The organism is Streptococcus sp. V728 (genome assembly GCF_052077995.1).
Classification (GTDB): Bacteria; Bacillota; Bacilli; order Lactobacillales; family Streptococcaceae; genus Streptococcus; species Streptococcus infantis_B.
Genome location: NZ_JBQJJH010000003.1, coordinates 180382 through 206597 on the forward strand (window position 1 = coordinate 180382; position 26216 = coordinate 206597).

Annotated in this window: 27 protein-coding genes; 22 read left to right on the plus strand and 5 right to left on the minus strand. The window is 41.1% G+C overall.

Annotated features, from left to right (window positions below; translation table 11 throughout):
- Positions 1-40: 40 nt before the first annotated feature.
- Together ACTO1Y_RS06560 and ACTO1Y_RS06565 are read right to left on the minus strand one after the other, a co-directional pair.
- On the minus strand, positions 41-556 hold the full coding sequence (locus ACTO1Y_RS06560; RefSeq protein ID WP_373113906.1) for a YSIRK-type signal peptide-containing protein: 516 nt from the start codon (positions 554-556) through the stop codon (positions 41-43).
- A gap of 267 nt (positions 557-823) precedes the next feature.
- A complete protein-coding gene (locus tag ACTO1Y_RS06565) occupies positions 824-1540 on the minus strand; it encodes a GntR family transcriptional regulator (RefSeq protein ID WP_235083561.1) in 717 nt (238 codons plus the stop codon).
- 324 nt (positions 1541-1864) lie between these two features.
- On the opposite strand from ACTO1Y_RS06565, the gene ACTO1Y_RS06570 reads away from it, so the two are divergent.
- The 7 genes from ACTO1Y_RS06570 (at position 1865) to ACTO1Y_RS06600 (ending at position 8586) form a co-directional block, all read left to right on the plus strand.
- Positions 1865-3652, plus strand: coding sequence for a glycoside hydrolase family 35 protein (locus ACTO1Y_RS06570; RefSeq protein WP_441348713.1), 1788 nt, complete (start codon positions 1865-1867; stop codon positions 3650-3652).
- On the plus strand, positions 3649-4125 hold the full coding sequence (locus tag ACTO1Y_RS06575) for a PTS system mannose/fructose/N-acetylgalactosamine-transporter subunit IIB (RefSeq protein WP_006149635.1): 477 nt from the start codon (positions 3649-3651) through the stop codon (positions 4123-4125). Before ACTO1Y_RS06570 ends, ACTO1Y_RS06575 begins: the two co-directional genes overlap by 4 nt.
- 25 nt (positions 4126-4150) lie before the next feature.
- The gene (locus tag ACTO1Y_RS06580; RefSeq protein WP_016466413.1) at positions 4151-5056 is read left to right on the plus strand and encodes a PTS mannose/fructose/sorbose/N-acetylgalactosamine transporter subunit IIC; all 906 of its coding nucleotides are present in this window, start codon (positions 4151-4153) and stop codon (positions 5054-5056) included.
- On the plus strand, positions 5043-5864 hold the full coding sequence (locus tag ACTO1Y_RS06585) for a PTS system mannose/fructose/sorbose family transporter subunit IID (protein WP_000185293.1): 822 nt from the start codon (positions 5043-5045) through the stop codon (positions 5862-5864). The genes ACTO1Y_RS06580 and ACTO1Y_RS06585 overlap by 14 nt, the downstream gene beginning before the upstream one ends.
- Positions 5865-5867: 3 nt before the next feature.
- Complete coding sequence (locus tag ACTO1Y_RS06590; RefSeq protein WP_441348714.1) at positions 5868-6272, plus strand: PTS sugar transporter subunit IIA; 405 nt, start codon at positions 5868-5870, stop codon at positions 6270-6272.
- A gap of 99 nt (positions 6273-6371) precedes the next feature.
- A complete protein-coding gene (locus ACTO1Y_RS06595) occupies positions 6372-7538 on the plus strand; it encodes an SIS domain-containing protein (RefSeq protein ID WP_441348715.1) in 1167 nt (388 codons plus the stop codon).
- Between the two features lie 10 nt (positions 7539-7548).
- Complete coding sequence (locus ACTO1Y_RS06600; RefSeq protein WP_441348716.1) at positions 7549-8586, plus strand: aldose epimerase family protein; 1038 nt, start codon at positions 7549-7551, stop codon at positions 8584-8586.
- Positions 8587-8627: 41 nt separating this feature from the next.
- On the opposite strand, the gene rnjA is transcribed toward ACTO1Y_RS06600, so the two are convergent.
- Both rnjA and ACTO1Y_RS06610 read right to left on the minus strand, forming a co-directional pair.
- Entirely contained in the window at positions 8628-10313 is a 1686-nt protein-coding gene (gene rnjA / locus ACTO1Y_RS06605; protein WP_006149607.1) for a ribonuclease J1, read from the minus strand.
- A gap of 1 nt (position 10314) precedes the next feature.
- Positions 10315-10548 (minus strand): DNA-dependent RNA polymerase subunit epsilon, encoded by a 234-nt coding sequence (locus ACTO1Y_RS06610; RefSeq protein WP_006149645.1) that lies wholly within the window; start codon positions 10546-10548, stop codon positions 10315-10317.
- 271 nt (positions 10549-10819) lie between these two features.
- Between ACTO1Y_RS06610 and ACTO1Y_RS06615 the strand changes: the two genes are divergently transcribed.
- From ACTO1Y_RS06615 to ACTO1Y_RS06670, 12 genes are all read left to right on the plus strand, one after another.
- Positions 10820-11026 (plus strand): hypothetical protein, encoded by a 207-nt coding sequence (locus ACTO1Y_RS06615; protein ID WP_441348717.1) that lies wholly within the window; start codon positions 10820-10822, stop codon positions 11024-11026.
- Between the two features lie 110 nt (positions 11027-11136).
- A complete protein-coding gene (gene tsaB / locus ACTO1Y_RS06620) occupies positions 11137-11820 on the plus strand; it encodes a tRNA (adenosine(37)-N6)-threonylcarbamoyltransferase complex dimerization subunit type 1 TsaB (protein ID WP_441348718.1) in 684 nt (227 codons plus the stop codon).
- Positions 11817-12254, plus strand: a complete 438-nt coding sequence (gene rimI / locus ACTO1Y_RS06625) for a ribosomal protein S18-alanine N-acetyltransferase (RefSeq protein ID WP_303943406.1) — start codon at positions 11817-11819, stop codon at positions 12252-12254. The genes tsaB and rimI overlap by 4 nt, the downstream gene beginning before the upstream one ends.
- Positions 12244-13254 (plus strand): tRNA (adenosine(37)-N6)-threonylcarbamoyltransferase complex transferase subunit TsaD, encoded by a 1011-nt coding sequence (gene tsaD / locus ACTO1Y_RS06630; RefSeq protein ID WP_441348719.1) that lies wholly within the window; start codon positions 12244-12246, stop codon positions 13252-13254. The genes rimI and tsaD overlap by 11 nt, the downstream gene beginning before the upstream one ends.
- A gap of 66 nt (positions 13255-13320) precedes the next feature.
- On the plus strand, positions 13321-13929 hold the full coding sequence (locus ACTO1Y_RS06635) for a hypothetical protein (protein ID WP_441348720.1): 609 nt from the start codon (positions 13321-13323) through the stop codon (positions 13927-13929).
- A 140-nt stretch (positions 13930-14069) separates the two neighbouring features.
- Complete coding sequence (locus ACTO1Y_RS06640) at positions 14070-14765, plus strand: AzlC family ABC transporter permease (RefSeq protein WP_441348721.1); 696 nt, start codon at positions 14070-14072, stop codon at positions 14763-14765.
- A complete protein-coding gene (locus ACTO1Y_RS06645; protein WP_045762538.1) occupies positions 14755-15078 on the plus strand; it encodes an AzlD domain-containing protein in 324 nt (107 codons plus the stop codon). The genes ACTO1Y_RS06640 and ACTO1Y_RS06645 overlap by 11 nt, the downstream gene beginning before the upstream one ends.
- Before the next feature lie 102 nt (positions 15079-15180).
- The gene (locus ACTO1Y_RS06650) at positions 15181-16023 is read left to right on the plus strand and encodes an amino acid ABC transporter substrate-binding protein (protein WP_084921146.1); all 843 of its coding nucleotides are present in this window, start codon (positions 15181-15183) and stop codon (positions 16021-16023) included.
- 153 nt (positions 16024-16176) lie between these two features.
- Positions 16177-17031 (plus strand): MetQ/NlpA family ABC transporter substrate-binding protein, encoded by an 855-nt coding sequence (locus ACTO1Y_RS06655; RefSeq protein ID WP_441348722.1) that lies wholly within the window; start codon positions 16177-16179, stop codon positions 17029-17031.
- A 121-nt stretch (positions 17032-17152) separates the two neighbouring features.
- Positions 17153-18526: a M20 family metallopeptidase gene (locus ACTO1Y_RS06660; RefSeq protein ID WP_441348723.1), complete on the plus strand. Its 1374-nt coding sequence runs from the start codon at positions 17153-17155 to the stop codon at positions 18524-18526.
- On the plus strand, positions 18519-19580 hold the full coding sequence (locus ACTO1Y_RS06665) for a methionine ABC transporter ATP-binding protein (protein WP_441348724.1): 1062 nt from the start codon (positions 18519-18521) through the stop codon (positions 19578-19580). The genes ACTO1Y_RS06660 and ACTO1Y_RS06665 overlap by 8 nt, the downstream gene beginning before the upstream one ends.
- Before the next feature lies 1 nt (position 19581).
- A complete protein-coding gene (locus tag ACTO1Y_RS06670) occupies positions 19582-20274 on the plus strand; it encodes a methionine ABC transporter permease (protein WP_441348725.1) in 693 nt (230 codons plus the stop codon).
- Between the two features lie 31 nt (positions 20275-20305).
- On the opposite strand, the gene ACTO1Y_RS06675 is transcribed toward ACTO1Y_RS06670, so the two are convergent.
- Positions 20306-20875, minus strand: a complete 570-nt coding sequence (locus tag ACTO1Y_RS06675; protein ID WP_441348726.1) for an MptD family putative ECF transporter S component — start codon at positions 20873-20875, stop codon at positions 20306-20308.
- 196 nt (positions 20876-21071) lie between these two features.
- Between ACTO1Y_RS06675 and hisS the strand changes: the two genes are divergently transcribed.
- The 3 genes from hisS to ACTO1Y_RS06690 all read left to right on the plus strand — a co-directional run.
- A complete protein-coding gene (gene hisS, locus ACTO1Y_RS06680) occupies positions 21072-22352 on the plus strand; it encodes a histidine--tRNA ligase (RefSeq protein WP_441348727.1) in 1281 nt (426 codons plus the stop codon).
- A gap of 209 nt (positions 22353-22561) precedes the next feature.
- Complete coding sequence (locus ACTO1Y_RS06685) at positions 22562-23809, plus strand: Ig-like domain-containing protein (protein ID WP_441348728.1); 1248 nt, start codon at positions 22562-22564, stop codon at positions 23807-23809.
- Between the two features lie 758 nt (positions 23810-24567).
- On the plus strand, positions 24568-26216 hold a 1649-nt coding region (locus ACTO1Y_RS06690; protein ID WP_441348729.1), incomplete at its 3' end, for an Ig-like domain-containing protein.

Sequence of the window (26216 nt, forward strand, 5' to 3'; positions counted from 1 at the left end):
AATAAAAAAGCGAGATTGTATCTCGCTTTTTTATTTGTGCTTAATCTTCTTTCTTACTAAGTCCATAAGCTGTGAGTGCAGCCATCAAACCTGTAGCAATCAACCATTCTGAATCTTGGTTTCCTGTTTCAGGAAGTTTATATTCTTTGGCTGAAGGGGCTTCGACTTGAGCAGCTTCTTTGTTTTCTTCTTTTTCAGATTCTATCTTCTTAGCTTCTTCAGTTACTACTGGTTTAGCTGGAGCTACCTCGGTTGCAACAGGTTCTTCTACAGTAGGCGCAGGAGCAACTTCAACTTTTGGAGCTTCAGTAGTTGTAGTTGCTACTGGAGCAGTTGGAGCTACATTTTCTGTTGATGGAGCAGTCTCTAATTTTTCTTCACTCGTTTGTGGAGCGGATTCTCCAGTAGTTTGGACAGTAGGCCGATCCTCTGTTGTGACAGGTACAACTCCGTCAGCCGCAACAGCCTGGGCTTGAAAAGCAAATCCAATTAATACAGACGCTGCTCCGATTGCGTACTTACGAATAGAGAAGCGCTGTTTGTTTTCTGGTTTCATTAAAAACCTCCTTTTCGCACTTTTGATAGCGTTTTCACATGCTGGCTTTATTGTATGTTCAAACAAAAATAAAGTCAAGTTTTTGAGGAAATTACTATAAAAAATAGAATAAATTATAAATTAAGATATATTTTCCAAGTTTTGACTATTTTTTAGTAAAAAGGTTACTAATTATAGAATTGTTTGAAATGCTATTTTCAGGAAAGGGAGCTGATGCTATAATGGGTATATAAAAAACCTGAGACAGTTGTCTCAGGTTTTTAAACATTAGTGACCACGGTCACAAGAGATGAATTTAATTTTGTAGAAATCAGAACGTTTATAAGTTTCGATGTATTCCAAAACTTGACCAGTTGCTTCAAGCTTAGTTGTCCTAGTTTGGAAAACAGTTGGGAATTGAGTGTCGATTCCTAGGATGGAAGCGGCATGTTCTGGAGTTGGAAATACAATTTCATTAATTTCTTCAAAATGCTCGTCATTCATGTGAATGTGGTAGTCCAATTTGAAACGAGTATAGATAGAACTATAGTATTCAAGGTTTGGATAGTTGGCATTGATGTATTGTTCAGGGATGTATGAACTATGATAGATATAGGTGATGCCGTTTGTTTCACGAACACGTTCAATCTTGTAGTAGAATTGATCACCACGTAGGCCGAGCTTTTCTAGATATTTAAGATCGTTCCCGCGTTCGATAGAAAGAACAGTTACCTTATCGTCTTTGGTCTCGAAGATTTCTACATCAGAAAATTCAACGAGTTTATGCTTGCGAGCACGAGCTACGAATGTTCCTTTACCTTGTTGACGAACAATGTATCCGTCTTTAGCAAGGTCATTCAAGGCACGAACTACTGTGATTGAACTAACATCATACATGGAAATCAATTCTGCTTCAGTGTAGAATTTATCTCCACTAGCAAATTGACCAGAAATGATCTTATTTTTCAATTCATCTTTAATGTATTGATACTTTGGAATGGCCATATTTTCACCTCATTTTTTCCTTCTCCATTTATGATTTTAACATAAAATCGAAAAAAAGAGTAGAAAAGCACTGAAAAAATTTAAAATATCGGAATAAGAAATTAGAATACATATAAATAATTCGTGTTTTATTCCTTATTTTTGCTTGTTTTTTCAAAATGTTGATTTAACGGGCTTTGAGAAGGTTTTTAGAAAAGATTCAGTAAAAAAATAGAAAAATTTTAAAGAAAATTTCAAAAGGTATTGACATTACCCCCCGATTAGTTTATAGTTGATATAACAATACATGAAAGCGCAAACTTTTTCGTTTTTAGGGGAGGAAGAATGGCGAGATTTGAAATTAAAGATGATTTCTATCTGGATGGAAAACCATTCAAGATTTTGTCCGGTGCCATTCACTATTTTAGAGTTCCTGCGGAAGATTGGCATCATTCATTGTATAACCTCAAGGCTTTAGGTTTTAACACAGTTGAGACGTATGTTCCTTGGAACATGCATGAACCTGCTGAAGGAGAGTTTAACTTTGAAGGAAATCTTGATTTAGAGAAATTTCTTCAAACTGCACAAGATCTGGGCTTATACGCAATTGTACGTCCTTCTCCATTTATCTGTGCAGAGTGGGAATTCGGTGGTTTACCTGCATGGCTCTTGACCAAGGATATGAGAATTCGATCGTCTGATCCAGCTTTCATTGAAATGGTTGGCCACTACTATGATCAGTTGCTTCCACGTCTAGTTCCGAGATTATTGGAAAACGGTGGGAACATTCTCATGATGCAAGTCGAAAATGAGTATGGCTCATATGGTGAAGACAAGACCTACTTGAGGGAAATTCGACGTTTGATAGAAGAACGAGCAGTTACTTGTCCGCTTTTCACATCAGATGGTCCATGGCGAGCAACTCTTAAGGCAGGTACCTTAATTGAGGATGATCTCTTTGTGACTGGGAACTTTGGTTCCAAAGCTACTTATAATTTTTCACAGATGCAAGAATTCTTAGATGAGTATGGCAAGAAATGGCCACTCATGTGTATGGAATTCTGGGATGGCTGGTTTAATCGTTGGAAAGAACCTATCATCAAGCGTGACCCAGAAGAATTAGCAGAAGCAGTTCGCGAGGTTTTGGAGCTAGGCTCTATCAACCTTTACATGTTCCACGGTGGAACAAACTTTGGTTTTATGAATGGTTGCTCAGCTCGAGGAACGATTGATTTACCACAAGTAACTTCTTATGATTATGACGGTCTTTTAGACGAAGCTGGAAATCCAACTGCTAAATATTTCGCAGTGAAAGAGATGATGGCGACTCACTATCCTGAGTATCTGCAATCTGAGCCACTTTACAAGGAAAGTATGGAAGTTGAAGCAATTCCGCTAGTCGAGAAGGTTTCTCTATTTGAAACCTTGGATGACCTATCAAGTCCGATTGAAAGTCTCTATCCAAAGAAAATGGAAGAACTTGGGCAAAGTTATGGCTACCTACTCTATCGTACAGAAGCTAGTTGGGATGCAGATGAAGAACGCATTCGAATTATTGATGGACGAGATAGAGCACAGCTCTTTGTAGATGGCAAGTGGATTGCTACTCAATACCAGACAGAAATCGGCGAAGATATCTTTTGTCAAGGAAAAAAGAAAGCGCTCTCCAACATTGATATACTCATTGAAAATATGGGACGTGTCAACTATGGGCACAAATTCTTAGCTGATACCCAGCGAAAAGGAATTCGCACAGGTGTTTGTAAAGATTTGCATTTCTTGCTCAACTGGAAACAATATCCGCTTCCGCTTGATAATCCTGAGAAGATTGATTTTTCAAAAGAATGGACAGAAGGGCAACCTGCCTTTTACGCCTATGACTTTGAAGTTGAGGCGCCAAAGGATACCTACCTAGACTTATCTGAGTTTGGGAAAGGGATTGCTTATATCAATGGACATCATCTAGGTCGTTTCTGGAATGTCGGTCCAACCTTATCGCTTTATATTCCGCATAGCTATCTCAAGGAAGGTGCGAACCGCATCATTATCTTTGAAACAGAAGGGGAGTATAAGGGACACATACATTTAACTCGTAAACCTACACTCAAACACATAAAGGGGGAAAACTTATGACAATTGTAGGATGCCGTATCGATGGGCGCTTAATTCACGGACAAGTCGCAAACCTTTGGTCTGCTAAACTTAATGTTTCACGTATCATGGTCGTTGACAATGAAGTTGTGAACAACGACGTTGAAAAAAGTGGCTTGAAACTTGCAACACCACCAGGTGTAAAACTTAGTATTTTGCCAGTTGATAAAGCAGCAGCGAATATCCTTGCTGGTAAATATGATAGCCAACGTCTCTTGATTGTAGCACGCAAACCTGATCGTTTTCTTGGTTTGGTTGAAGCAGGCGTGCCACTTGAAACAGTCAATGTCGGCAACATGTCTCAAACACCAGAAACTCGTGCTATCACACGTTCTATCAACGTTGTAGATAAAGACGTGGAAGATTTCCACAAATTGGCGGAAAAAGGTGTTAAACTTACTGCTCAAATGGTTCCAAATGATCCAGTTTCAGACTTTTTGAGCTTATTAAAATAGGAAAAATTTTTAGGAGGTCATTGTTATGATACAATGGTGGCAAATTTTACTTCTCACTTTGTACTCAGCTTATCAAATCTGTGATGAGTTGACGATCGTTTCTTCTGCAGGTTCGCCTGTATTCGCTGGTTTCATTACTGGTTTAGTCATGGGAGATTTGACAACTGGTTTGTTTATCGGTGGTAGCTTGCAGTTGTTCGTACTTGGGGTAGGTACCTTCGGTGGTGCTTCTCGTATCGACGCAACTTCTGGTGCGGTTCTTGCGACTGCTTTCTCAGTTTCACAAGGTATCGAAACAGACCTTGCGATCACTACAATCGCTGTACCAGTAGCAGCACTTTTGACTTACTTCGACGTACTTGGTCGTATGACTACAACATTCTTTGCACACCGTATTGATGCTGCGATCGAACGCTTTGACTATAAAGGAATCGAACGCAACTATCTTCTTGGTGCAGTTCCTTGGGCTCTATCTCGTGCCCTTCCAGTATTCTTCGCCCTTGCTTTCGGTGGAGAATTCGTACAAGGTGTTGTAAACCTTGTTAAAGAATACCAATGGGTTGCAGACGGTTTGACTCTTGCAGGTCGTATGCTTCCAGGTCTTGGATTCGCTATCTTGCTTCGTTACCTTCCAGTTAAACGTAACCTTCACTACCTTGCTATGGGATTTGGTTTGACAGCTATGTTGACTGTACTTTACTCAAACGTAACAAGTCTTGGTGGAGCAGTTGCTGGAATCATTGGCACTCTTCCTGCTGAAGTTGCTGAAAAAATTGGCTTTGTTAACAACTTCAAAGGATTGTCTATGATCGGTATCTCTATCGTGGGTATCTTCCTTGCAGTTGTTCACTTCAAGAACAGCCAAAAAGTTGCTGTAGCAGCACCTTCTACACCATCAGAAAGTGGGGAAATTGAAGATGACGAATTCTAATTACAAATTAACAAAAGAAGATTTTAATCAAATTAACAAACGTAGCTTGTTCACTTTCCAATTAGGTTGGAACTACGAGCGTATGCAAGCATCAGGTTACCTTTACATGATCTTGCCACAATTGCGTAAAATGTATGGAGATGGAACTCCTGAGTTGAAAGAAATGATGAAAGTTCATACTCAATTCTTCAACACTTCACCATTCTTCCACACTATCATCGCTGGTTTCGACCTTGCGATGGAAGAAAAAGATGGCGTTGGCTCTAAAGATGCGGTTAACGGTATCAAGACTGGTTTGATGGGACCATTCGCTCCTCTTGGAGATACAATCTTTGGTTCACTTGTACCTGCTATCATGGGATCTATCGCTGCAACAATGGCTATCGCTGGTCAACCTTGGGGTATCTTCCTTTGGATCGCAGTTGCAGTAGCGTATGACATCTTCCGTTGGAAACAGTTGGAATTTGCATACAAAGAAGGGGTTAACCTTATCAACAACATGCAAAGTACTTTGACAGCTTTGATTGAAGCTGCATCTGTACTTGGTGTATTCATGATGGGTGCTCTTGTAGCAACAATGATCAACTTTGAAATTTCATACAAATTGCCAATCGGTGAAAAGATGATTGACTTCCAAGACATCTTGAACTCAATCTTCCCACGTTTGCTTCCAGCAATCTTCACTGCATTCATCTTCTGGTTGCTTGGTAAGAAAGGTATGAACTCTACAAAAGCTATCGGTATCATTATCGTGCTTGCCTTGGCTCTTTCTGCCTTTGGTAAATTTGCACTTGGAATGGGCGCATAATTTATGACTAAATCATTGATTTTAGTGAGTCACGGTCGTTTCTGTGAAGAACTTAAAGGTAGCACAGAAATGATTATGGGACCACAAGAAAACATTCATGCGGTAGCTCTTCTTCCAGAAGATGGACCAGAAGAATTTGCTGCGAAATTTGAAGCTGCTGTTGAAGGTTTGAATGATTTCCTAGTCTTTGCAGATCTTCTTGGTGGAACACCATGTAACGTGGTGAGCCGTTTGATTATGGAAGGTCGCGACATTGAACTTTATGCAGGGATGAACCTTCCAATGGTCATTGAGTTTATCAATGCAAGCCTAACAGGCATGGATGCGGACTATAAGAGTCGTGCTTCAGAAAGCATTGTGAAAGTTAATGATTTATTAGCTAGCTTCGATGACGATGAAGATGAATAAGATGTCATAAACCATCTTATAGAGAATATACATGGGAATGGGAGCAGCTCCCATTCCCATGTTTTCAATCAAGAAATAATATTAGATTAGAGGTTTTCAATGCTAGATTATACAAAAGAAGATTTGCTTGAGTTGGGAGCAGAGATTACTACACGAGAAATTTATCAACAACCAGATGTTTGGAAGGAAGCTTTTGAATCTTATCAAGCCCGCCGTGATGAAATTGCAGCCTTTTTGCAAGGAATTGCAGATAAACATGACTACATCAAGGTTATCCTGACTGGTGCTGGGACTTCAGCTTATGTAGGTGATACCTTGGTTCCATACTTTAAGGAAGTCTATGACGAACGTAAATGGAATTTCAACTCCATTGCGACAACAGATATTGTTGCCAATCCACAAACCTATTTGAAAAAAGATGTAGTGACTGTTTTGGTATCATTCGCTCGTAGCGGGAACTCACCTGAGAGTGTGGCAACAGTTGACTTGGCCAAGGCTTTGGTTGATGATCTTTATCAAGTAACAATCACATGTGCGGCTGAAGGGAAATTAGCACTTCAAGCCCACGGTGATGACCGCAACCTCTTGCTTTTGCAACCAGCGGCTTCTAACGATGCTGGATTTGCCATGACTTCTAGTTTTACCTCTATGATGTTGACAGCTCTCTTGGTCTTTGACCCAACTGAATTTGCTGTTAAGGCTGAACGTTTTGAAGTGCTAACTAGTCTTGCTCGTAAGGTTCTTGACAATGTGGCAGATGTGAAAGAATTGGTTGACTTAGACTTTAATCGAGTGATTTACTTAGGTGCAGGTCCATTCTTCGGACTTGCTCACGAAGCCCAGCTTAAAATTTTGGAATTGACTGCTGGTCAAGTTGCGACTATGTATGAAAGCCCAGTTGGCTTCCGTCACGGGCCAAAATCTCTTATCAATGAAGATACTGTTGTTTTAGTCTTTGGTTCTACAACAGATTATACTCGTCAGTATGATTTAGACTTGGTTCGTGAAGTTGCTGGTGACAAAATTGCTCGTCGCGTTGTTCTCTTGAGTGATCAAGCCTTTGGTCTTGAAAACGTTAAGGAAGTAGCACTTGGCTGTGGTGGAGTTTTGAATGACGTTTACCGTGTATTCCCTTATATTGTTTATGGTCAATTATTTGCCCTTTTGACTTCGCTTAAGGTTGGAAATAGACCTGATACACCATCACCTACAGGTACAGTCAACCGTGTTGTTCAAGGTGTCATTATTCACGAATTTAAACAGTAAGGAGAGAAGAATGAAAGCATACACAGAACGTGTATTTGGAAAAGTGGATGGTAAGGATGTCCTAGCCTATCGCTTTGAAACAGAAGCAGGCTACCAACTAGAAGTCATGACCTATGGTGCAACGATTCTACGCTATGTAACTCCTGATAAGGCTGGTAATTTTGCCAATGTTATCCTAGGCTTTGATGATTTTGACAGCTATGTAGGTAACAGTCCTAAACATGGAGCGAGTGTAGGTCCAGTTGCAGGTCGTATCGCAGGTGCGACATTCGAATTGAATGGGAAAACCTATGAACTCGAAGTCAACAACGCTAGCAACTGTAACCACAGCGGTTCGACAGGTTGGGATTCTAGTTTGTTTGAATTGGTTGAAGTCAGCGACCATGGTTTGACTCTTTACACAGAAAGAACAGACGGTACAGGAGGTTTCCCTGGAAATCTTAAAATCTGGATCAGCTACCACTTGGAAGAAAATGGTGCTTACGAAGTTAGTTACAAGGTGACGACGGACCAGGATACCTTGGTCAATCCGACCAACCATAGTTACTTTAACTTGTCTGGGGATTTCACTCAGACGGTTGACCGCCATGTTTTCCAGCTGAATACAGAAGGCATCTACCCAATCGCTCCTGACGGTGTGCCAGCTAAAACTCCAGATGCTAATCGTGACGTGGTTAAGCATATCTACAATGGTGCCTTGTTGAAAGATATCTTTGCAGACGAAGATGAGCAGATTCAACTCGTATCTGGATTGGACCATCCATTTGCTCTTCCTGTAGGACATGATAATGCTGGTTTCCTCTATGACCAAGGATCAGGTCGCTTCCTGCTTTTTAAAACAGAAGCTCCTTGCTTTGTAGTCTACACAGCTAACTTTGTGGATGAGAGTGTCATCATCGCTGGTCAACCAATGATTCAACATAATGGGATTGCTCTTGAGGCGCAAGCTTTACCAGATGCTATTCATAGTGATCTTAAAGATCAAGTCATCCTCAAAGCAGGTGAAACTTTCACAAGCAAAACACGTTACGAAATTGTCGTTAAATAAAAAAATTCTCTGGAATCATAGGATTTCAGAGAATTTTTTTATTATTCTTCATCTTCATCTGGTGTGAGAATCATCGGGATGATGATTGGTTCACGTTCAGTGTTTTCGTATAGGAATGGTCGAATAGCGTTGACAATGGCACCATTGACAGACTGAATGCTGGCATCTTTGTTTTTCAATGCGATACGAATAGCGTTGAAAAGGATACGTTGACTTTGACGAATCAAGTCACCAGACTCGCGCATGTAGACAAATCCACGGCTGAGGATATCTGGACCTGAAATAATCATTTGAGACTTGAAGTCAACGGTTGCGACAGCAAGGACGACACCATCTTCGGATAGATCGCGACGATCTTTTAGGACTGCTGCACCGATTTCACCGATACGATTACCATCGACGTAGATATCCTGAGCATTGAAATGACCTGCGATACGAGCAGAGTTTGCGGTGAGGGCAAGCACATCACCATTGCTCATGATAAAGATATTGTCCTTCTCTACTCCAGTATCTACAGCTAGTCCAGCATGAACTTTCTGCATACGATACTCACCGTGAACAGGCATGAAGTATTTTGGTTTAATGAGGCGGAGCATGAGTTTTTGTTCTTGCTGACCACCGTGTCCAGAGGTATGGATGTTATTAACCTTACCATGGATTACTTCAACACCAGCTTCAGAAATGATGTTAATCAATTTGTTAACGCTAGTGGTATTTCCTGGAATTGGGCTAGATGAGAAGATAACGGTATCACCAGGTTGGAGTTGTACCTGACGGTGGGTTCCGTTAGCGATACGAGAGAGAGCCGCCATAGGTTCACCCTGGCTACCTGTACAGAGGATAAGAATCTCACTCGCAGGGTAGTCTTTAATTTCATTTGGCTCGATGAAGGTCCCCTTAGGAGCCTTGATGTAGCCAAGTTCAATCCCATTGACAATGGCTTTCTCCATAGAACGCCCAAAGACAGCGATTTTACGACCAGTCTTAACAGCAGCTTCTGTTGCTTGTTGGAGACGGAAGATATTTGAGGCAAAGGATGCAAAGATGATCCGTCCTTCGATACCTTGGATAATCTTCATGATAGACTGGCCAACGACTTTTTCAGAGTTTGTAAAGGTTGGGACTTCAGCATTTGTCGAGTCAGAGAGAAGACAAAGTACTCCGTCCTCGCCTAAAGCTGCCATACGGTGCAAGTCTGCAGGTTCACCAACTGGTGTAAAGTCAAACTTGAAGTCACCCGTACAAACGATTTTCCCTTGAGGTGTGTGAATAACGATACCCAAAGGCTCTGGAATCGAGTGGGTTGTTCTAAAGAAGGTTGCCTTAAGATTTTTAAAGGTCAACTCAGTGTTGTGGTTGATTTCGTGAAGTGTAGCGTTGCGCAAAAGTCCGTGCTCTTCGAGTTTGCCACGGATCAAGGCAAGAGCTAGAGGTCCTGCATAGATAGGGATATTTGCTTGCTTGAGCAAGAACGGAATCCCTCCGATATGGTCCTCGTGTCCGTGGGTAATCAAGAGAGCCTTGACGCGGTCGATATTTTCGACAATGTAAGAGTAATCAGGGATAACGTAGTCGATACCAAGAAGGTCATCCTCAGGGAATTTAATCCCTGCATCAACGATGATGATTTCGTCTTGGTATTCGATTCCGTATGTGTTTTTACCGATTTCTCCTAGACCACCAATGGCAAAAACGCCCACTTCTTCTGGTTTAAGAGTATAGGCCATATTAGAACTCCGTAATTTCGAAAGCGCCAGTTTCTTTTTCGTAGTCTAGCAATTTGTCTGACAAGAGCTCGATATATTCTACGTTATATTCTGGGCGGTTTTTTTCAACAAGTTCACGGGCAATAATGCGTCCTTCAAGTTCTGAACTAGCATCGATGTCTAAGTAAAGTGAGCGTGTTGTTTCACGACGTGGGCTACGGTCTTTAGTTTCTTGATAAAAAACTTTGTAAATCATGTGTTTCCTTTCTGTTTTCAGGTCAGCGGTATTCAAAAAATTACCAGCTTGAAGCTGTTTGTTTCCATTTCATTTTCTGTCTGGATTGACCTTGATTCGTTACAATTATCTCAATTATAACATAAAAAGGGGAATTAGTAAAAGCAGGAAACATGAAAGTAAGGAGCTTGAAATGCGTTTCATTTTACCTTGTCTAAGTATTTGAAGACTTTGGAATCAAGTGCTATAATAAAGTTAGAAAAGAGGTTTTCCTTATGAAGGAGGGCAGGATATGTTTCAACTAGCTATTGTCATTCGTCTTCTGGCCTTTACGGTATTTGTTGCCTGTGTTTACGGAGGAAATGTTTTGTATACTCGGCTAGAGTATCGGAAAGCCAAACTCATATGGAAGATTGGCTTCGTGACTCTGTATTCGTTTTTCCTTCTTTTGGTGACCTATGTGGTCTGGCTTGTGTTTTACTTCGGTTTGAATGCTTAGGCGATTGTCCTGTCTGTTTGGCAGGACAATTTTGTTTCGGGGCAAAGAAAATTCCCATGCGGGGGCTTTTGTAGTATAATAGTAAACAGACAAAAAGATAGGAATGTGTTATGAAAGTATTAGCATTTGATACGTCTAGCAAGGCTCTGTCTCTAGCCATTTTAGAGGACAAGCAGCTTCTTGCCGAGACCACAATTAATATCAAGAAAAATCACAGTATTACCCTTATGCCAGCCATCGATTTTTTGATGACCTGTCTAGATTTGACACCAAAGGACTTGGATAGAATCGTTGTGGCAGAGGGGCCTGGTAGTTATACTGGCTTGCGAATCGCAGTAGCAACTGCCAAGACCTTGGCACATACCCTGAACATTGAGTTGGTGGGGATGTCTAGTCTTTTAGCTCTAGTACCAAGCCAGCAGGAAGGTCTGGTGGTCCCTCTGATGGATGCACGTCGTAACAATGTTTATGCAGGTTTTTATGAAAATGCCCAACATGTCCTTCCCGAAGCCCACTTGTCTTTTGCGGAAGTTTTAGAGCAAGTCAAGGATGCTGAACAAGTCACTTTTGTCGGAGAAGTGGGAGCCTTTGCTGAGCAAATCCAAGAGCGTTTACCACAGGCTAACTATCAGGAAACCTTACCAAATGCAGCGAATCTAGCTCTCTGGGCTTGGGACAAGGAAGTCGACTCTTTGCACGATTTTGTACCAAACTATCTCAAACGTGTCGAAGCTGAGGAAAATTGGCTCAAAAATCACACTGAGTCTGGCGAATCTTACATCAAACGCCTATGATTGAAATCAAACGAATCCAACAGCAACCTGACTTGGTACAGGCAATTTACGCTGTCATGACGGATGTTTACACAGTTAGCCCTTGGAACTTGGAACAAATCCAAGCAGACCTATCTCAAGATCAGACCTGGTATGCTCTTGCTTTTGATGGGGTAGAAGTGATTGGTTTTCTAGCAGTTCAGGAGAATTTTTTTGAAGCAGAAGTCCTGCAAATCGCTGTCAAAAAAGCCTATCAAGGACAGGGGATAGCATCAGACTTGTTTGCAACTTTACCGACGGACAAGGAGATTTTCCTCGAAGTCAGAAAGTCAAATCAACGAGCACAAGCATTTTACAAGAAAGAAAAAATGGCGGTCATCGCTGAGAGAAAGGCCTACTACCATGATCCAGTTGAGGACGCCATTATCATGAAGAGAGAAATAGATGAAGGATAGATATATTTTAGCATTTGAGACATCCTGTGATGAGACCAGTGTCGCCGTCTTAAAAAACGACGATGAGCTCTTGTCCAACGTCATTGCTAGTCAAATTGAAAGTCACAAGCGCTTTGGTGGTGTAGTGCCAGAAGTCGCCAGTCGTCACCATGTCGAAGTTATCACAGCTTGTATCGAGGAAACTCTAGCAGAAGCAGGGATTGCCGAAGAGGACGTGACAGCTGTTGCCGTTACCTATGGACCAGGCTTGGTCGGAGCCTTGCTAGTTGGCTTGTCAGCTGCTAAGGCCTTTGCTTGGGCACATGGACTTCCTTTGATTCCTGTGAACCACATGGCTGGTCACCTCATGGCGGCTCAAAGTGTGGAACCCTTGGAGTTTCCTTTGCTAGCCCTTCTAGTCAGCGGTGGACACACAGAGTTGGTCTATGTTTCTGAAGCTGGTGATTATAAGATTGTTGGAGAAACGCGTGATGATGCGGTTGGCGAGGCCTATGACAAGGTCGGTCGTGTCATGGGCTTGACCTATCCAGCAGGTCGGGAGATTGACGAGTTAGCCCACCAAGGTCAGGATATTTATAACTTCCCTCGTGCCATGATTAAGGAGGATAATCTGGAGTTTTCATTCTCAGGTTTGAAGTCTGCTTTTATCAATCTGCACCACAATGCCGAGCAAAAGGGAGAAAGCTTATCCAAGGAAGACCTATCTGCTTCCTTCCAAGCAGCAGTCATGGATATTCTCATGGCAAAAACCAAGAAAGCTTTAGAGAAATACCCTGTTAAAACCCTAGTCGTGGCTGGTGGTGTAGCTGCCAACAAAGGCCTGAGAGAACGCCTAGCAGCCGAAATCACCGACGTCAAGGTTATCATTCCACCTCTGCGACTTTGCGGAGATAATGCGGGAATGATTGCTTATGCTAGCGTTAGCGAGTGGAACAAAGAAAATTTTGCAGGCTTGGAGCTAAATGCCAAACCTAGCCTGGCTTTTGATACCATGGAATAAAGAGTTAGCCTAGGGTTAGCTCTTTTATCTTGGACAAATGCCCGAGTTTTTTAGTATAGTAGAAATATGAGATTTAAAAAAACAATGAGTGTTGTGCTTGCTCTTGGAGCTTTATTGCTCTGTATGTCAGCTTGCCAGCATATTCCAAAGATACAATTGATTCTATTTGAGTCACTGTCATTCAATATGCCCCTCAAATCTCTTGAAAAAGTGTTTGGAGAAGCTGATGAAGTGATAGAAGAAACGGGAACCGCCTTTCGGGACACTTGGCATGCAAGGGATCCTTATTTCTATAAAACAGGCCGGCTTTTCTATCATTACGAAAATATTGCATTGAATGGTTATACAGGTCGAGCGGATTTCACATTTTCAAAATCACATCGCTTGGAAGAAGTGACAGTTCATATTCCTGTAGCTTCAAAAATGGAGCAACAAGTAGCGCTCTACAATTTATCCCAGACTATAAAAAAAGAAATTGAAGCTCTTCCGACTTTCCAATCTGTAACTACCGAGACAGTAGGACTATACGACGACGGTTATCGCTATAAAGTCAAATTGAAAGGAGAAAGGAGAGAGCTCTGGGTTGATGTCTACCCGATAGAAGATGAATATACTGAAAAAAATGAAGGTTATAAGTATAGAATTCGAATTGATCAATTTCTCATGTATCCATAATGAACCATACTGTTCAGGGTCTGATACTTGCTATTAGTTTCAAATTCCAGACTGTTTTCTCCTCTTTGAATGTGTTATAATAATTTTTGCTGTGACTGTCTGGAAAGCAGTTGATGAAGGAATGAATAGTGAGGAGGTTTATGAAAGAAAAAGGATTTTGGGATGGTGTGCAGGCTGCGGTGCCAACGGCTCTGGGCTATGTTAGCATTGGTCTTGCTTGTGGCATTATCGGTTCCCCTTATGTAACCCCTGTAGAGATGGGCTTGATGAGCCTCTTTGTCTATGCTGGGAGTGCTCAGTTTGCCATGATAGCCTTGATAGCAGTTCAAGCCCCTGTGGCAGCCATTGCTATGACGGTCTTTTTGATTAATCTGCGTCTCTTCTTGCTGAGTTTGCATGCGTCGACCTATTTCCGTCATACTAGCTTATGGCATAATATCGGAATGTCCAGCCTCTTGACCGATGAGACCTATGGCGTTTTGATGGGCGAGTTGGTGCATACGGATAAGGTCAATCCTATGTGGATGCACGGGAACAACCTTAACAGCTATGTAGCTTGGTTTGTCGGAACTGTTGTCGGAACTGCTCTAGGTGGACTTCTACCAAATCCAGAAATTTTTGGCTTAGATTTTGCCCTAGTGGGGATGTTTATTGGAATTTTTACTTCCCAGTTTCAGATTATGCAAAAACGGATTCCTTTGCGCAATCTCTTCATCATTCTGGGAGTTGTTGCTGTTTCCTTTTTTGTAATCTTGACAGTAGTGTCTCAGTCGCTAGCTGTTCTGTTTGCGACCTTGCTAGGTTGTACCATGGGGGTGGTCTTGGATGGTCAGTAAGTATATTTTATTAGCAATTGTCTTTTCTGGCTTGGTGACTTGGATTCCAAGAATGATTCCTTTTATTCTAGCCAAGTACAAGGGTTTGCCGCCTATCGTAGAGCGCTTTTTGAAATTTCTACCAGTTTCTATTATCTTTGCCTTGATTCTTTCAAGTGTGGTGACAGGAAAAGTTGGAAGCCTTCCGCAGATAAAGTGGTTAGACTTTTTAGCAGTCTTTCCAACGGCTTTTGTAGCCTTTCGTTACCGCAATCTGGTTGGGACTGTTCTCTTTGGAGTAGTCTTGATAGCAGTCCTACGTTTGGTCTTTTAATCAGCCATAAAGAAAACCTATCACAAATATAGAAATCATATAATAGCGTAATTCCTTTTTTTCTGTTAAGATAAGATTGTATTCTATTTTGGAGGAAATATCATGAAAAAAATCGTTAAATATTCATCACTTGCTGCCCTAGGGCTTGTAGCCGCAGGTGTATTGGCAGCTTGCTCAGGCGGTGAAAAGAAAGATGCTGCATCTGGTGAAGCAACATCTAGTAAAAAAGAAATTATCGTTGTAACCAATGCTACACCAAAACCATTCAACTATGAAGAAAATGGCGAATTGACTGGTTACGAGATTGAAGTGGTTCGCGCTATCTTTAAAGATTCTGACAAGTATACTGTCAAGTTTGAGAAGACAGAGTGGTCAGGTGTTTTTGCAGGACTTGATGCTGATCGTTACCAAATGGCTGTTAGCAACATCAGCTACACTAAAGAACGTGCTGAAAAATACCTTTATGCAGCTCCAACTGCTAAAAACCCTAACGTTCTTGTAGTGAAAAAAGATGACTCTAGCATCAAATCGTTTGATGATATCGGTGGAAAATCAACAGAAGTTGTTCAAGGAACAACATCTGCTAAACAGCTAGAAGACTACAACAAACAACACTCAGATAACCCAACTATCCTTAACTACGTTAAAGGGGACTTCCAACAAATCATGGTACGTTTGAGTGATGGCCGATTTGACTACAAGATTTTTGATAAAATCGGTGTAGAGACAGTCATCAAGGACCAAGGTTTGGATAACTTGAAAGTTATCGAACTTCCAAGCGACCAACAACCTTACGTATACCCACTTCTTGCCAAAGGTCAAGATGAGTTGAAGGCATTTGTGGACAAACGCATCCAAGAATTATATAAAGATGGAACCCTTGAAAAGCTATCTCAACAGTTCTTTGGCGGTTCTTATCTGCCAGCAGAAGCTGATATTAAATAAATTTTTAAATCATCCATTCTCTGGTAGATGGATGATTTTCCATTCTGTAGGTATATAGTTTCAAACTATAGGTCTTCCTATCTATTAACAATTTGCGAAATCAAATAAAGTATGAGATACTATTACGGTATTATTTTTAAAGGAGAAAGAATCATGAAAATCAAAAAATGGTTAGGCGTAGCAGCTATCGCTACAGTAGCAGGTCTTACACTTGTAGCTTGCGGAAATTCAGACAAGAAAGCAGACAATGCAACTACAGTTAAAATTGCGACTGTTAACCGTAGTGGATCAGAAGAAGCACGTTGGGATAAAGTCCAAGAATTGCTTGAAAAAGACGGCATTAAATTAGAATTCACAGAGTTTACAGATTACTCACAGCCAAACAAGGCAACTGCTGATGGTGAAGTAGACTTGAACGCTTTCCAACACTACAACTTCTTGAATAACTGGAACAAAGAAAACGGAAAAGATCTTGTAGCGATTGCAGATACTTATATCTCACCAATCCGCCTTTACTCAGGTAAAAACGGAGAAGAAAACAAGTACACTAAAGTGGAAGAAATCCCAGATAAGGGTGAAATCGCAATTCCAAACGATGCTACTAACGAAAGCCGTGCCCTTTACCTTCTTCAATCAGCTGGTTTGATCAAGTTAGATGTTTCAGGAACTGCACTTGCTACAATCGCAAACATCACAGAAAATCCAAAGAACTTGAAAATCACTGAATTGGACGCTAGCCAAACGGCTCGTTCATTGACATCAGTTGATGCAGCTGTTGTTAACAACACTTTTGTTACAGAAGCAAAATTGGACTACAAGAAAGCACTCTTTAAAGAGCAAGCTGACGAAAACTCAAAACAATGGTACAACATCATCGTTACGAAAAAAGATTGGGAATCATCGCCTAAAGCTAAAGCAATCAAGAAAATTATCGCTGCTTACCACACTGATGAAGTGAAAAAAGTTATCGAAGAAACTTCAGACGGCTTGGATCAACCAGTTTGGTAATAAATACAGGGAGGTGGGAGAGATATTTTCCACCTCTTACTTTTGTATAGAGCTTAAAACAAACGAAATCCACTTGTATTGATTCTGAAAGTACAAGTCTTAGTAGAAAGGTAGAGAGAAAATGGTTTTTCCTAGCCAAGAAGAACAAATTGAAAAGTTTGAAAAGGATCATGTAGCACAACATTATTTTGAAGTTTTGCGTACCTTGATTTCTAAAAAATCAGTCTTTGCCCAACAAGTCGGACTGAAAGAGGTGGCTCGTTATCTAGGTGAGATTTTTAAACGTGTTGGCGCAGAAGTTGAGATTGACGAGAGCTATACGGCGCCTTTTGTCATGGCACATTTCAAAAGTTCACGACCAAATGCCAAGACTATCATTTTCTACAACCACTATGACACAGTACCAGCGGATAGTGACCAGATCTGGACAGAGGATCCTTTTACACTCTCTGTGCGTGATGGCATTATGTATGGACGCGGGATTGATGATGACAAGGGGCATATCACTGCTCGCTTGAGCGCTCTGAGAAAATACATGCAACATCATGATGACCTTCCAGTCAATATCAGCTTCATCATGGAAGGCGCCGAAGAATCTGCCTCTATGGACTTGGATAAATATTTAGAAAAACATGCGGACAAGCTTCGTGGTGCAGATTTGTTGGTCTGGGAACAAGGAACTAAAAATGCTTTGGAACAGCTAGAAATCTCTGGTGGGAACAAGGGGATTGTGACCTTTGATGCCAAGGTTAAGAGTGCCGATGTGGATATCCACTCGAGCTATGGCGGAATTGTAGAGTCAGCTCCTTGGTATCTCATTCAAGCCTTGAACAGTTTACGAGCTACGGATGGGCGTATCTTGGTAGAAGGTTTGTACGATCATGTGCAGGAGGCCAATGAACGTGAGTTAGCCTTGATTGAAACCTATGCACAACGAAATCCAGAGGAAATCAGCCAGATTTATGGTTTGGAATTACCACTTTTACAAGAGGAACGTCCCGCCTTTCTAAAACGTTTCTTCTTTGAACCAGCTCTCAATATCGAAGGGATCCAGTCAGGATATCAAGGGCAAGGAGTCAAAACAATCTTGCCAGCAGAAGCTAGAGCCAAACTAGAAGTTCGTTTGGTTCCTGGCTTAGAACCACATGATGTTTTGGAGAAAATCCGAAAACAACTAGACAAAAACGGCTTTGATAAGGTAGAATTGTACTATACTTTGGGTGAGATGAGTTATCGAAGTGATATGAGTGCACCATCTATTCTCAATGTTATTGAGCTGGCCAAGAAATTCTATCCACAGGGCGTATCGGTCTTGCCGACAACGGCTGGGACAGGTCCTATGCATACAGTCTTTGATGCCTTAGAAGTACCCATGGTTGCCTTTGGTCTAGGAAATGCTAATAGCCGAGACCATGGTGGAGACGAAAATGTGCGAATCGCCGATTATTACACCCATATTGAATTAGTAGAGGAGCTGATTAGAAGCTATGAGTAGAGATATTATCAAATTAGATCAGATCGATGTGACTTTTCACCAAAAGAAAAGAACCATCACAGCGGTCAAGGATGTAACCATTCACATCCAAGAAGGGGATATCTACGGAATCGTTGGATATTCTGGAGCAGGGAAATCAACCCTAGTTCGTGTTATTAACCTCTTGCAAAAACCATCTGCAGGTCGAATTACTGTAGATAATGATGTAATTTTTGATGGCAAGGTTACCTTAACTGCTGAGCAATTACGCCATAAACGTCAAGATATCGGGATGATTTTCCAACACTTTAACCTAATGAGCCAGAAAACAGCAGAGGAAAACGTAGCCTTTGCCCTCAAACACTCTGGGCTCAGCAAGGAAGAAAAGAAGGCTAAAGTAGCTAAGTTGTTGGATTTGGTTGGTCTTGCAGATCGTGCCGAAAACTATCCTTCACAATTATCTGGAGGCCAAAAACAACGTGTGGCTATTGCGCGTGCCTTGGCAAATGATCCAAAAATTTTGATTTCGGACGAGTCGACTTCAGCTCTTGATCCAAAGACGACGAAACAAATCTTGTCGCTCTTGCAAGAATTGAACCGTAAACTAGGTTTGACGATTGTTTTGATTACACATGAGATGCAGATTGTCAAAGACATTGCTAACCGTGTGGCAGTGATGCAGGATGGGCGTCTGATTGAAGAAGGTAGCGTTCTTGAAATCTTCTCAAATCCTAAACAACCATTGACTCAGGACTTTATCTCAACTGCGACAGGTATCGATGAAGCTATGGTTAAGATTGAGAAGCAAGAAATTGTAGAGCATTTATCTGAAAACAGCATTTTGGTACAACTCAAATATGCAGGAGCCTCTACAGATGAGCCACTTTTGAATGAATTGTACAAGCACTACCAAGTAACAGCCAATATCCTATACGGGAATATTGAAATTTTGGATGGCACTCCTGTAGGGGAACTTGTGGTTGTTTTATCTGGAGAAAAAGAAGCGCTGGCGAACGCTCAAGATGCTATTCGTCAGGCTGGTGTGCAACTAAAAGTATTGAAGGGAGGACAGTAAGATGGCAGAGTTGATTCAAACATACTTACCAAACGTCTACAAGATGGGCTGGTTAGGTCAAGCAGGCTGGGGAACAGCTATTTATTTGACGCTTTATATGACAGTTTTTTCCTTTATCATTGGAGGATTCCTAGGACTAGTTGCAGGACTTTTCCTTGTCTTGACAGCTCCTGGTGGTGTCTTAGAAGATAAATTTGTCTTTTGGGTTTTGGATAAGATTACTTCAATCTTCCGTGCGGTTCCCTTTATCATTCTCTTGGCAGTCTTGTCGCCCTTCTCACATCTAATTGTAGGAACAAGTATTGGGCCGAATGCCGCTATTGTACCACTATCTTTTGCGGTGTTTGCTTTCTTCGCTCGTCAGGTTCAAGTAGTTTTATCAGAGCTTGATGGAGGTGTCATCGAGGCAGCTCAAGCTAGTGGAGCTACTTTCTGGGACATCGTAGGTGTTTACCTATCAGAAGGTCTACCAGACTTGATCCGTGTGACAACTGTGACCTTGATCTCACTAGTCGGTGAAACAGCTATGGCGGGAGCGGTCGGAGCAGGTGGTATCGGTAACGTAGCTATCGCTTATGGATTTAACCGTTTCAATCATGATGTGACAGTCCTTGCGACGCTTATCATTATCTTGATTATCTTTACAATTCAGTTCTTGGGCGACTTCTTGACCAAGAAATTAAGTCATAAATAAAAAAAGAGCCATTTGGCTCTTTTTTTATTATCTAACTTTTATGTGCCAACTTCTTACTAAGTGCTTGTCCAATAAGGGCACCAAGTAGAGCACCGATAAGGACGCTTGCTACAAAGAGAAGGATAGTGCCAGAGTTAGGTGCGACCATGACGCGGTCAATATAGTCCTGAGATTTGCCACGAGCTACAAGAGTTGCTATATAAGCCTGAGGAGTTAGCCACATCAGTAGGATAGGGCCAGTAGTACCAAATGCAAAGATTAGGAAGGAAAGAAGGTTTTTGATCTTATCTTTGTAGTGACCTAGATGAGCGATGCCATCCGCTGCAAGCCCGCAGATGATTCCTGGAAGAAAGGCTCCGGCACCATGCTTGCTCCCGAGGAAAAAGAGAGAGATAACGAGCCCAATCGTAGTAATCGCTCCAAAACGAGGCACTTTTGCTAAAAGGACCATATAGACGCTACCGCCCACAAGAGCAGAAAAGGCAGGGGCGTAAAACATATTTCCAGTGTGGTCGACAAGGTTTCCTAGTAGAACCCCCACTCCGATACAGAGAAAGTAGACAAGGGCAGCTATAAGGGTCGTTAAAATATTCTTTTTCATAAGTTCTCCTTCGTATATCTGATGGTTTTCATTGTATCATGCCTAGCTCAGATTGTAAATGCTGGCCGACATTTGCTATTTGTCCGTAAACTAGATGAAAAAGGAACAGACTAAAGCTATTTCTTTACTCCTCTGACTGTCCCAATCCTTTCATTTATGGTAAAATAGGACTATTAAGTTATAAAGAGGATTCCCTATGAAATTACAAAAACCAAAAGGAACGCAGGATATTTTACCTGCTGAGTCTGCCAAGTGGCAGTACGTTGAAGGCTTTGCGCGTGAAATCTTCAAACGCTACAACTACGCAGAAGTGCGTACCCCTATTTTTGAGCACTACGAAGTCATCAGTCGTTCTGTTGGGGACACAACCGATATCGTAACCAAGGAAATGTACGACTTTTACGACAAGGGTGACCGTCATATCACGCTACGTCCAGAAGGAACTGCTCCAGTCGTCCGTTCTTATGTGGAAAACAAACTCTTCGCACCAGAAGTGCAAAAGCCAAGCAAGTTCTACTACATGGGTCCAATGTTTCGCTATGAGCGTCCACAAGCAGGTCGCTTGCGCCAATTCCACCAGATTGGTGTGGAGTGCTTTGGATCAAGTAATCCAGCCACAGATGTGGAAACGATCGCTATGGCAGCTCACTTCTTGAAAGCAATCGGTGTTCAAGGTGTGAAACTACATCTTAACACTCTTGGAAATCCTGAAAGTCGTGCGGCTTACCGCCAAGCCTTAATTGACTACTTGACACCGCTCAAAGATAGCTTGTCTAAAGATAGCCAGCGTCGTTTGGAGGAAAACCCTCTTCGTGTCTTGGACTCGAAGGAAAAAGAAGACAAGGTGGCAGTGGAGAATGCACCATCTATCTTGGATTACCTCGATGAAGAAAGCCAAGCCCACTTTGATGCTGTTCGTCAAATGTTGAAAAATCTTGGAGTAGACTATATCATCGATACCAACATGGTGCGTGGTTTGGACTACTACAACCACACGATTTTTGAGTTTATCACAGAGATTGAAGGCAATGAATTAACAGTCTGTGCAGGTGGTCGTTATGATGGTTTGGTTGCTTACTTTGGTGGCCCTGAAACTGCTGGTTTTGGATTTGGACTTGGTGTGGAGCGTCTCCTTCTGGTCCTTGAAAAACAAGGTGTGGCACTGCCTATCGAAAACGCTCTAGATGTCTATATTGCTGTTCTTGGTGAAGAAGCAAATATAAAGGCTTTAGAGTTGGTACAAGATATTCGCCAACAAGGATTTAAGGCAGAGCGAGATTATCTCAACCGTAAACTCAAAGCCCAGTTCAAGTCAGCCGATGTCTTTGGAGCTAAGACCCTTATCACCTTAGGAGAGAGCGAAGTCGAAAGCGGACAAGCGACGGTCAAGAACAACCAAACTCGAGAAGAAGTAGAAGTTTCTCTTGATACCATCGGTCAGAATTTCAAAGAAGTCTTTGAAAAACTAGGATTTTAACAGTAAAAGTAAAGTCGGGAAGCAGGTCCCGGCTTTTTTATACTTATCATGTATCACTTTATAAGGAAGCCGATTATTAAAACTGATATTTTTAAAAATAGTCAGGAAAATGCTGATAATTTTGGATAAAAAGGGATGACATTATTCAAAAATATTGTAAACGGATACAAAAGTGCTATGATATATCTAAGTAAGAAAAGGAGTCGATTATGCAGAACTTTAAAAAGAATGCGATACGTATGTTTGGATTTGTGGGTATACTTGTCTTATCTTTGACGGTGCTTACGACGGTGTTTGCAGCAGATGTTATAGATTACACAAATAAAACAACGATCACTGTTGACGGTCAGCCGTTAACAGCAGATACCAAAATCAGCACTGGTAAAGCTTTAGAAGCAACAAATAACACTTCTTTCCCAGACACTCAACAAATTAATGAAGGAGATGTGCTTGTACTTGACCTTCCAAAAGAATTGGGATTGATTACCAAGCTTGCATTTCCAATCACACATAGTAGTGGCGAGGTAATTGGGAATGCAGTGACAGATCCAAGTACACAAAAAGTGACCATCACCTTTACAGACTATTTTTCTAAGAATTACAAAGATAAGGTCATGACTTTGAAATATGCTGTTCGCCCTAACGTAACGAATTTGCCAGAGTCTGGGAAATATACTTTCCAGTTTGGTACTGATAGTTTCACATTGAACTATGATAAAACAGATGGTGAAGCTGGTGACTATGAAATGAAGTATGGTTACCAAGATTCAGAAAATCCTAACCGGATCAAGTGGCGTATTGTTTTGAATGCTGTTCAAGATAAGTTGAACAACATGGTTATCAAGGATGACTTTAGTGATAGTGGACAAGTCTTGGTAGAAAGCTCCTTCCGTGCAGTTCGTTATGCGACTCAACCAGAGAAAATTCCAAACGAAGCAGCTCTTCTTAAATTGGAGCCAATTGATAACTTTAGCAATAAAGCTGAATTTACACGAAATGCAGATGGTAAAGTCACAGGGTTTACCATTAACTTTGGTGACAACTGGAACTGGGCTATGTACATTGAGTACACAACGGAGTTGACTTCAGAACTTCCAAAAGGTACTAAAGTTGCCAATGTTTTGGAATGGTCAGCAAGTAACTTTAACAAGTCACGTTCGATTGAAGCTTTGACGCGTTTAGAAACTGGTTCAGGTGAAGGAAGTGGTGATAGAACAACCACAACTACAACTTCAACAACGACTTCAACAACTTCAACAACAGAAGAGCCAACGACTAGCTCAACAGCGACAACTCCTGAAGGTTCAACGCAATCAACAGAAGTCTCATCAACAACAACAACAGATGATAAACCTCAGCTTCCTAAAACTGGGGAAACAGTGGAAGCTGGCTTAGTAACAGCAGGTGTCTTTATCTTATCAGCTATAGTTGTGTTGAATCGTAGATATAACAGATAAAAAAGAGAGAGTCAACCCCTCTCTTTTTTTAAATATTATAATAATTTTGTGTATAAAAACGAACAAAGTATTCACTGTTGACAGTTGGAATTTTAACTACCTTCCAATTAGGTCAAGGGTATGTCAAAACTGATACAATTGATTTTTCAAATAATACGGTTATTCAAAATCAGGATAAGAAAGTTCCTTCATTAAATAAGAATACAATTAAAATAGTGAAACTATAACTAATATAAAAAAAGGTGGTAACAGATGAGGAAAAGTCTGCAGTTTTAATACTGGAAGATTCTACTTCTACAATGGAGGTAGCAGAAAAATAAACAGGCAAGTTTCGTTATGATAAGGAAGTTGCTGAAGAAAATCCATCAAACGAGTAACTTGCCTGAGAAAAACTAGTCACTGAGTAGCAAAAGCACAACAAGATAAGGTTCCCCCCGATAGCTCTACCACCTAAGCAGAACGAAAAAGTCGTTAGTAGGCACAACTCAAGAACTCAGGAAACTGCTATATGTCAAGATAAGATATTATCAGAAACAGGAGAACAATCATAGTTAGGTCTACTTGGAAGCTTGATGTCATTCTTGACATTTATCGATATTATAGATAAAAAACACGATCATTAAAGACTGTTTTTATCCAAAAATGAATAAAAAAACGAAATATTTTTAAAAAAGCAAGAAAAAACGTAAAAAAATCTTGTAAAAGCCTATAAAAAATGCTATGATACAATTGACTAATTTTAAAAAGGAGATTATGTGATGAAGAAATCACAGCTTAGCGTAACGCGTATTTTAGCGTTCATAAGTATTTTGGTTCTTTCTTTGGCAACCCTTACGACCGTATTTGCTACTGATGTTACCAACTATACTTTGAAAACAGAAGTTAAGGTTGATGGGAAACCATTAACTGCAGATACTAAGATTACGACTGGTCGTGTCTTGGAAGCAACAAATTCACTTACTTTCCCAGACTCACAACACATTAATGCTGGGGATACACTGACTTTGGACCTTCCAAAAGAATTGGAGTTAACTACGAAACTTGAATTTCCAATCAAACACAGTAGTGGTCAAATAGTCGGAAATGCAGTAACTGATCCGACTACAGGGAAAGTAAAAATTACTTTCACGGACTATTTCTCTAAAAATCCCCAAAACAAAGTTATGTCTTTGCAATACTCAGTTCGTCCAAATGCAAACACTTGGAAAGATTCTGGTAAGTATACATTTAAGTTCGGAAACGAGACTTACAATGTGACGTATGAGAAATACGTAGGGGTTCCAGGAGATCGTGAATACAAACTCGGTTACCAAGATAAACAAAATCCTAAACGTATCAAGTGGCGTATTCTCTTGAATGCTGTTCAAGATAAATTGGATAACTTAGTAATCACAGATGATTTTAGTGATCATGGTCAAGTCCTTGTAGAAGACTCATTCCGTGCTTTCCGTTACCCAACTCAACCAAGTAAAATCCTAAATGTAGACGAATTGTACAAGTTAAAACCAACTGAAATCCTCACTAAGAAAGCAGTCTTCACAAGAAATGCGGCAGGTCAAATTACAGGATTTAGCTATAACCTTGGGAATGTCGACAAAGAGTCAGTTTGGATCGAGTATTCAACTGAACTTACTCAAGATTTTCCAAAAGGAACTAAAGTAGCTAACACCTTGAAGTGGAAAGCTACTAATTTCCCTAAAGAGACTTCTATCACTGAACAAGCTCGTTTAGAAACTGGTTCAGGTGATGGTGGTGGTGATAAGACTTCTACAACTACAACCACAACTACGACTACGACTACAACTACAACCACAACTACAACAACAACTGAGGCCCCAACAACAACAACTGAGGCCCCAACAACAACAACTGAGGCTCCAACAACAACTGAGGCTCCTACAACAACAGAAGCTCCTACAACAACAGAAGCTCCTACAACAACAGAAGCTCCTACAACAACAGAAGCCCCAACAACAACTGAGGCTCCTACAACAACAGAAGCTCCTACAACAACAGAAGCTCCTACAACAACAGAAGCCCCAACAACAACTGAGGCTCCTACAACAACAGAAGCTCCTACAACAACAGAAGCTCCTACAACAACAGAAGCCCCAACAACAACTGAGGCTCCTACAACAACAGAAGCTCCTACAACAACAGAAGCTCCTACAACAACAGAAGCCCCAACAACAACTGAGGCTCCTACAACAACAGAAGCTCCTACAACAACAGAAGCTCCTACAACAACAGAAGCCCCAACAACAACTGAGGCTCCTACAACAACAGAAGCTCCTACAACAACAGAAGCTCCTACAACAACAGAAGCTCCTACAACAACAGAAGCTCCTACAACAACAGAAGCTCCTACAACAACAGAAGCTCCTACAACAACAGAAGCTCCTACAAC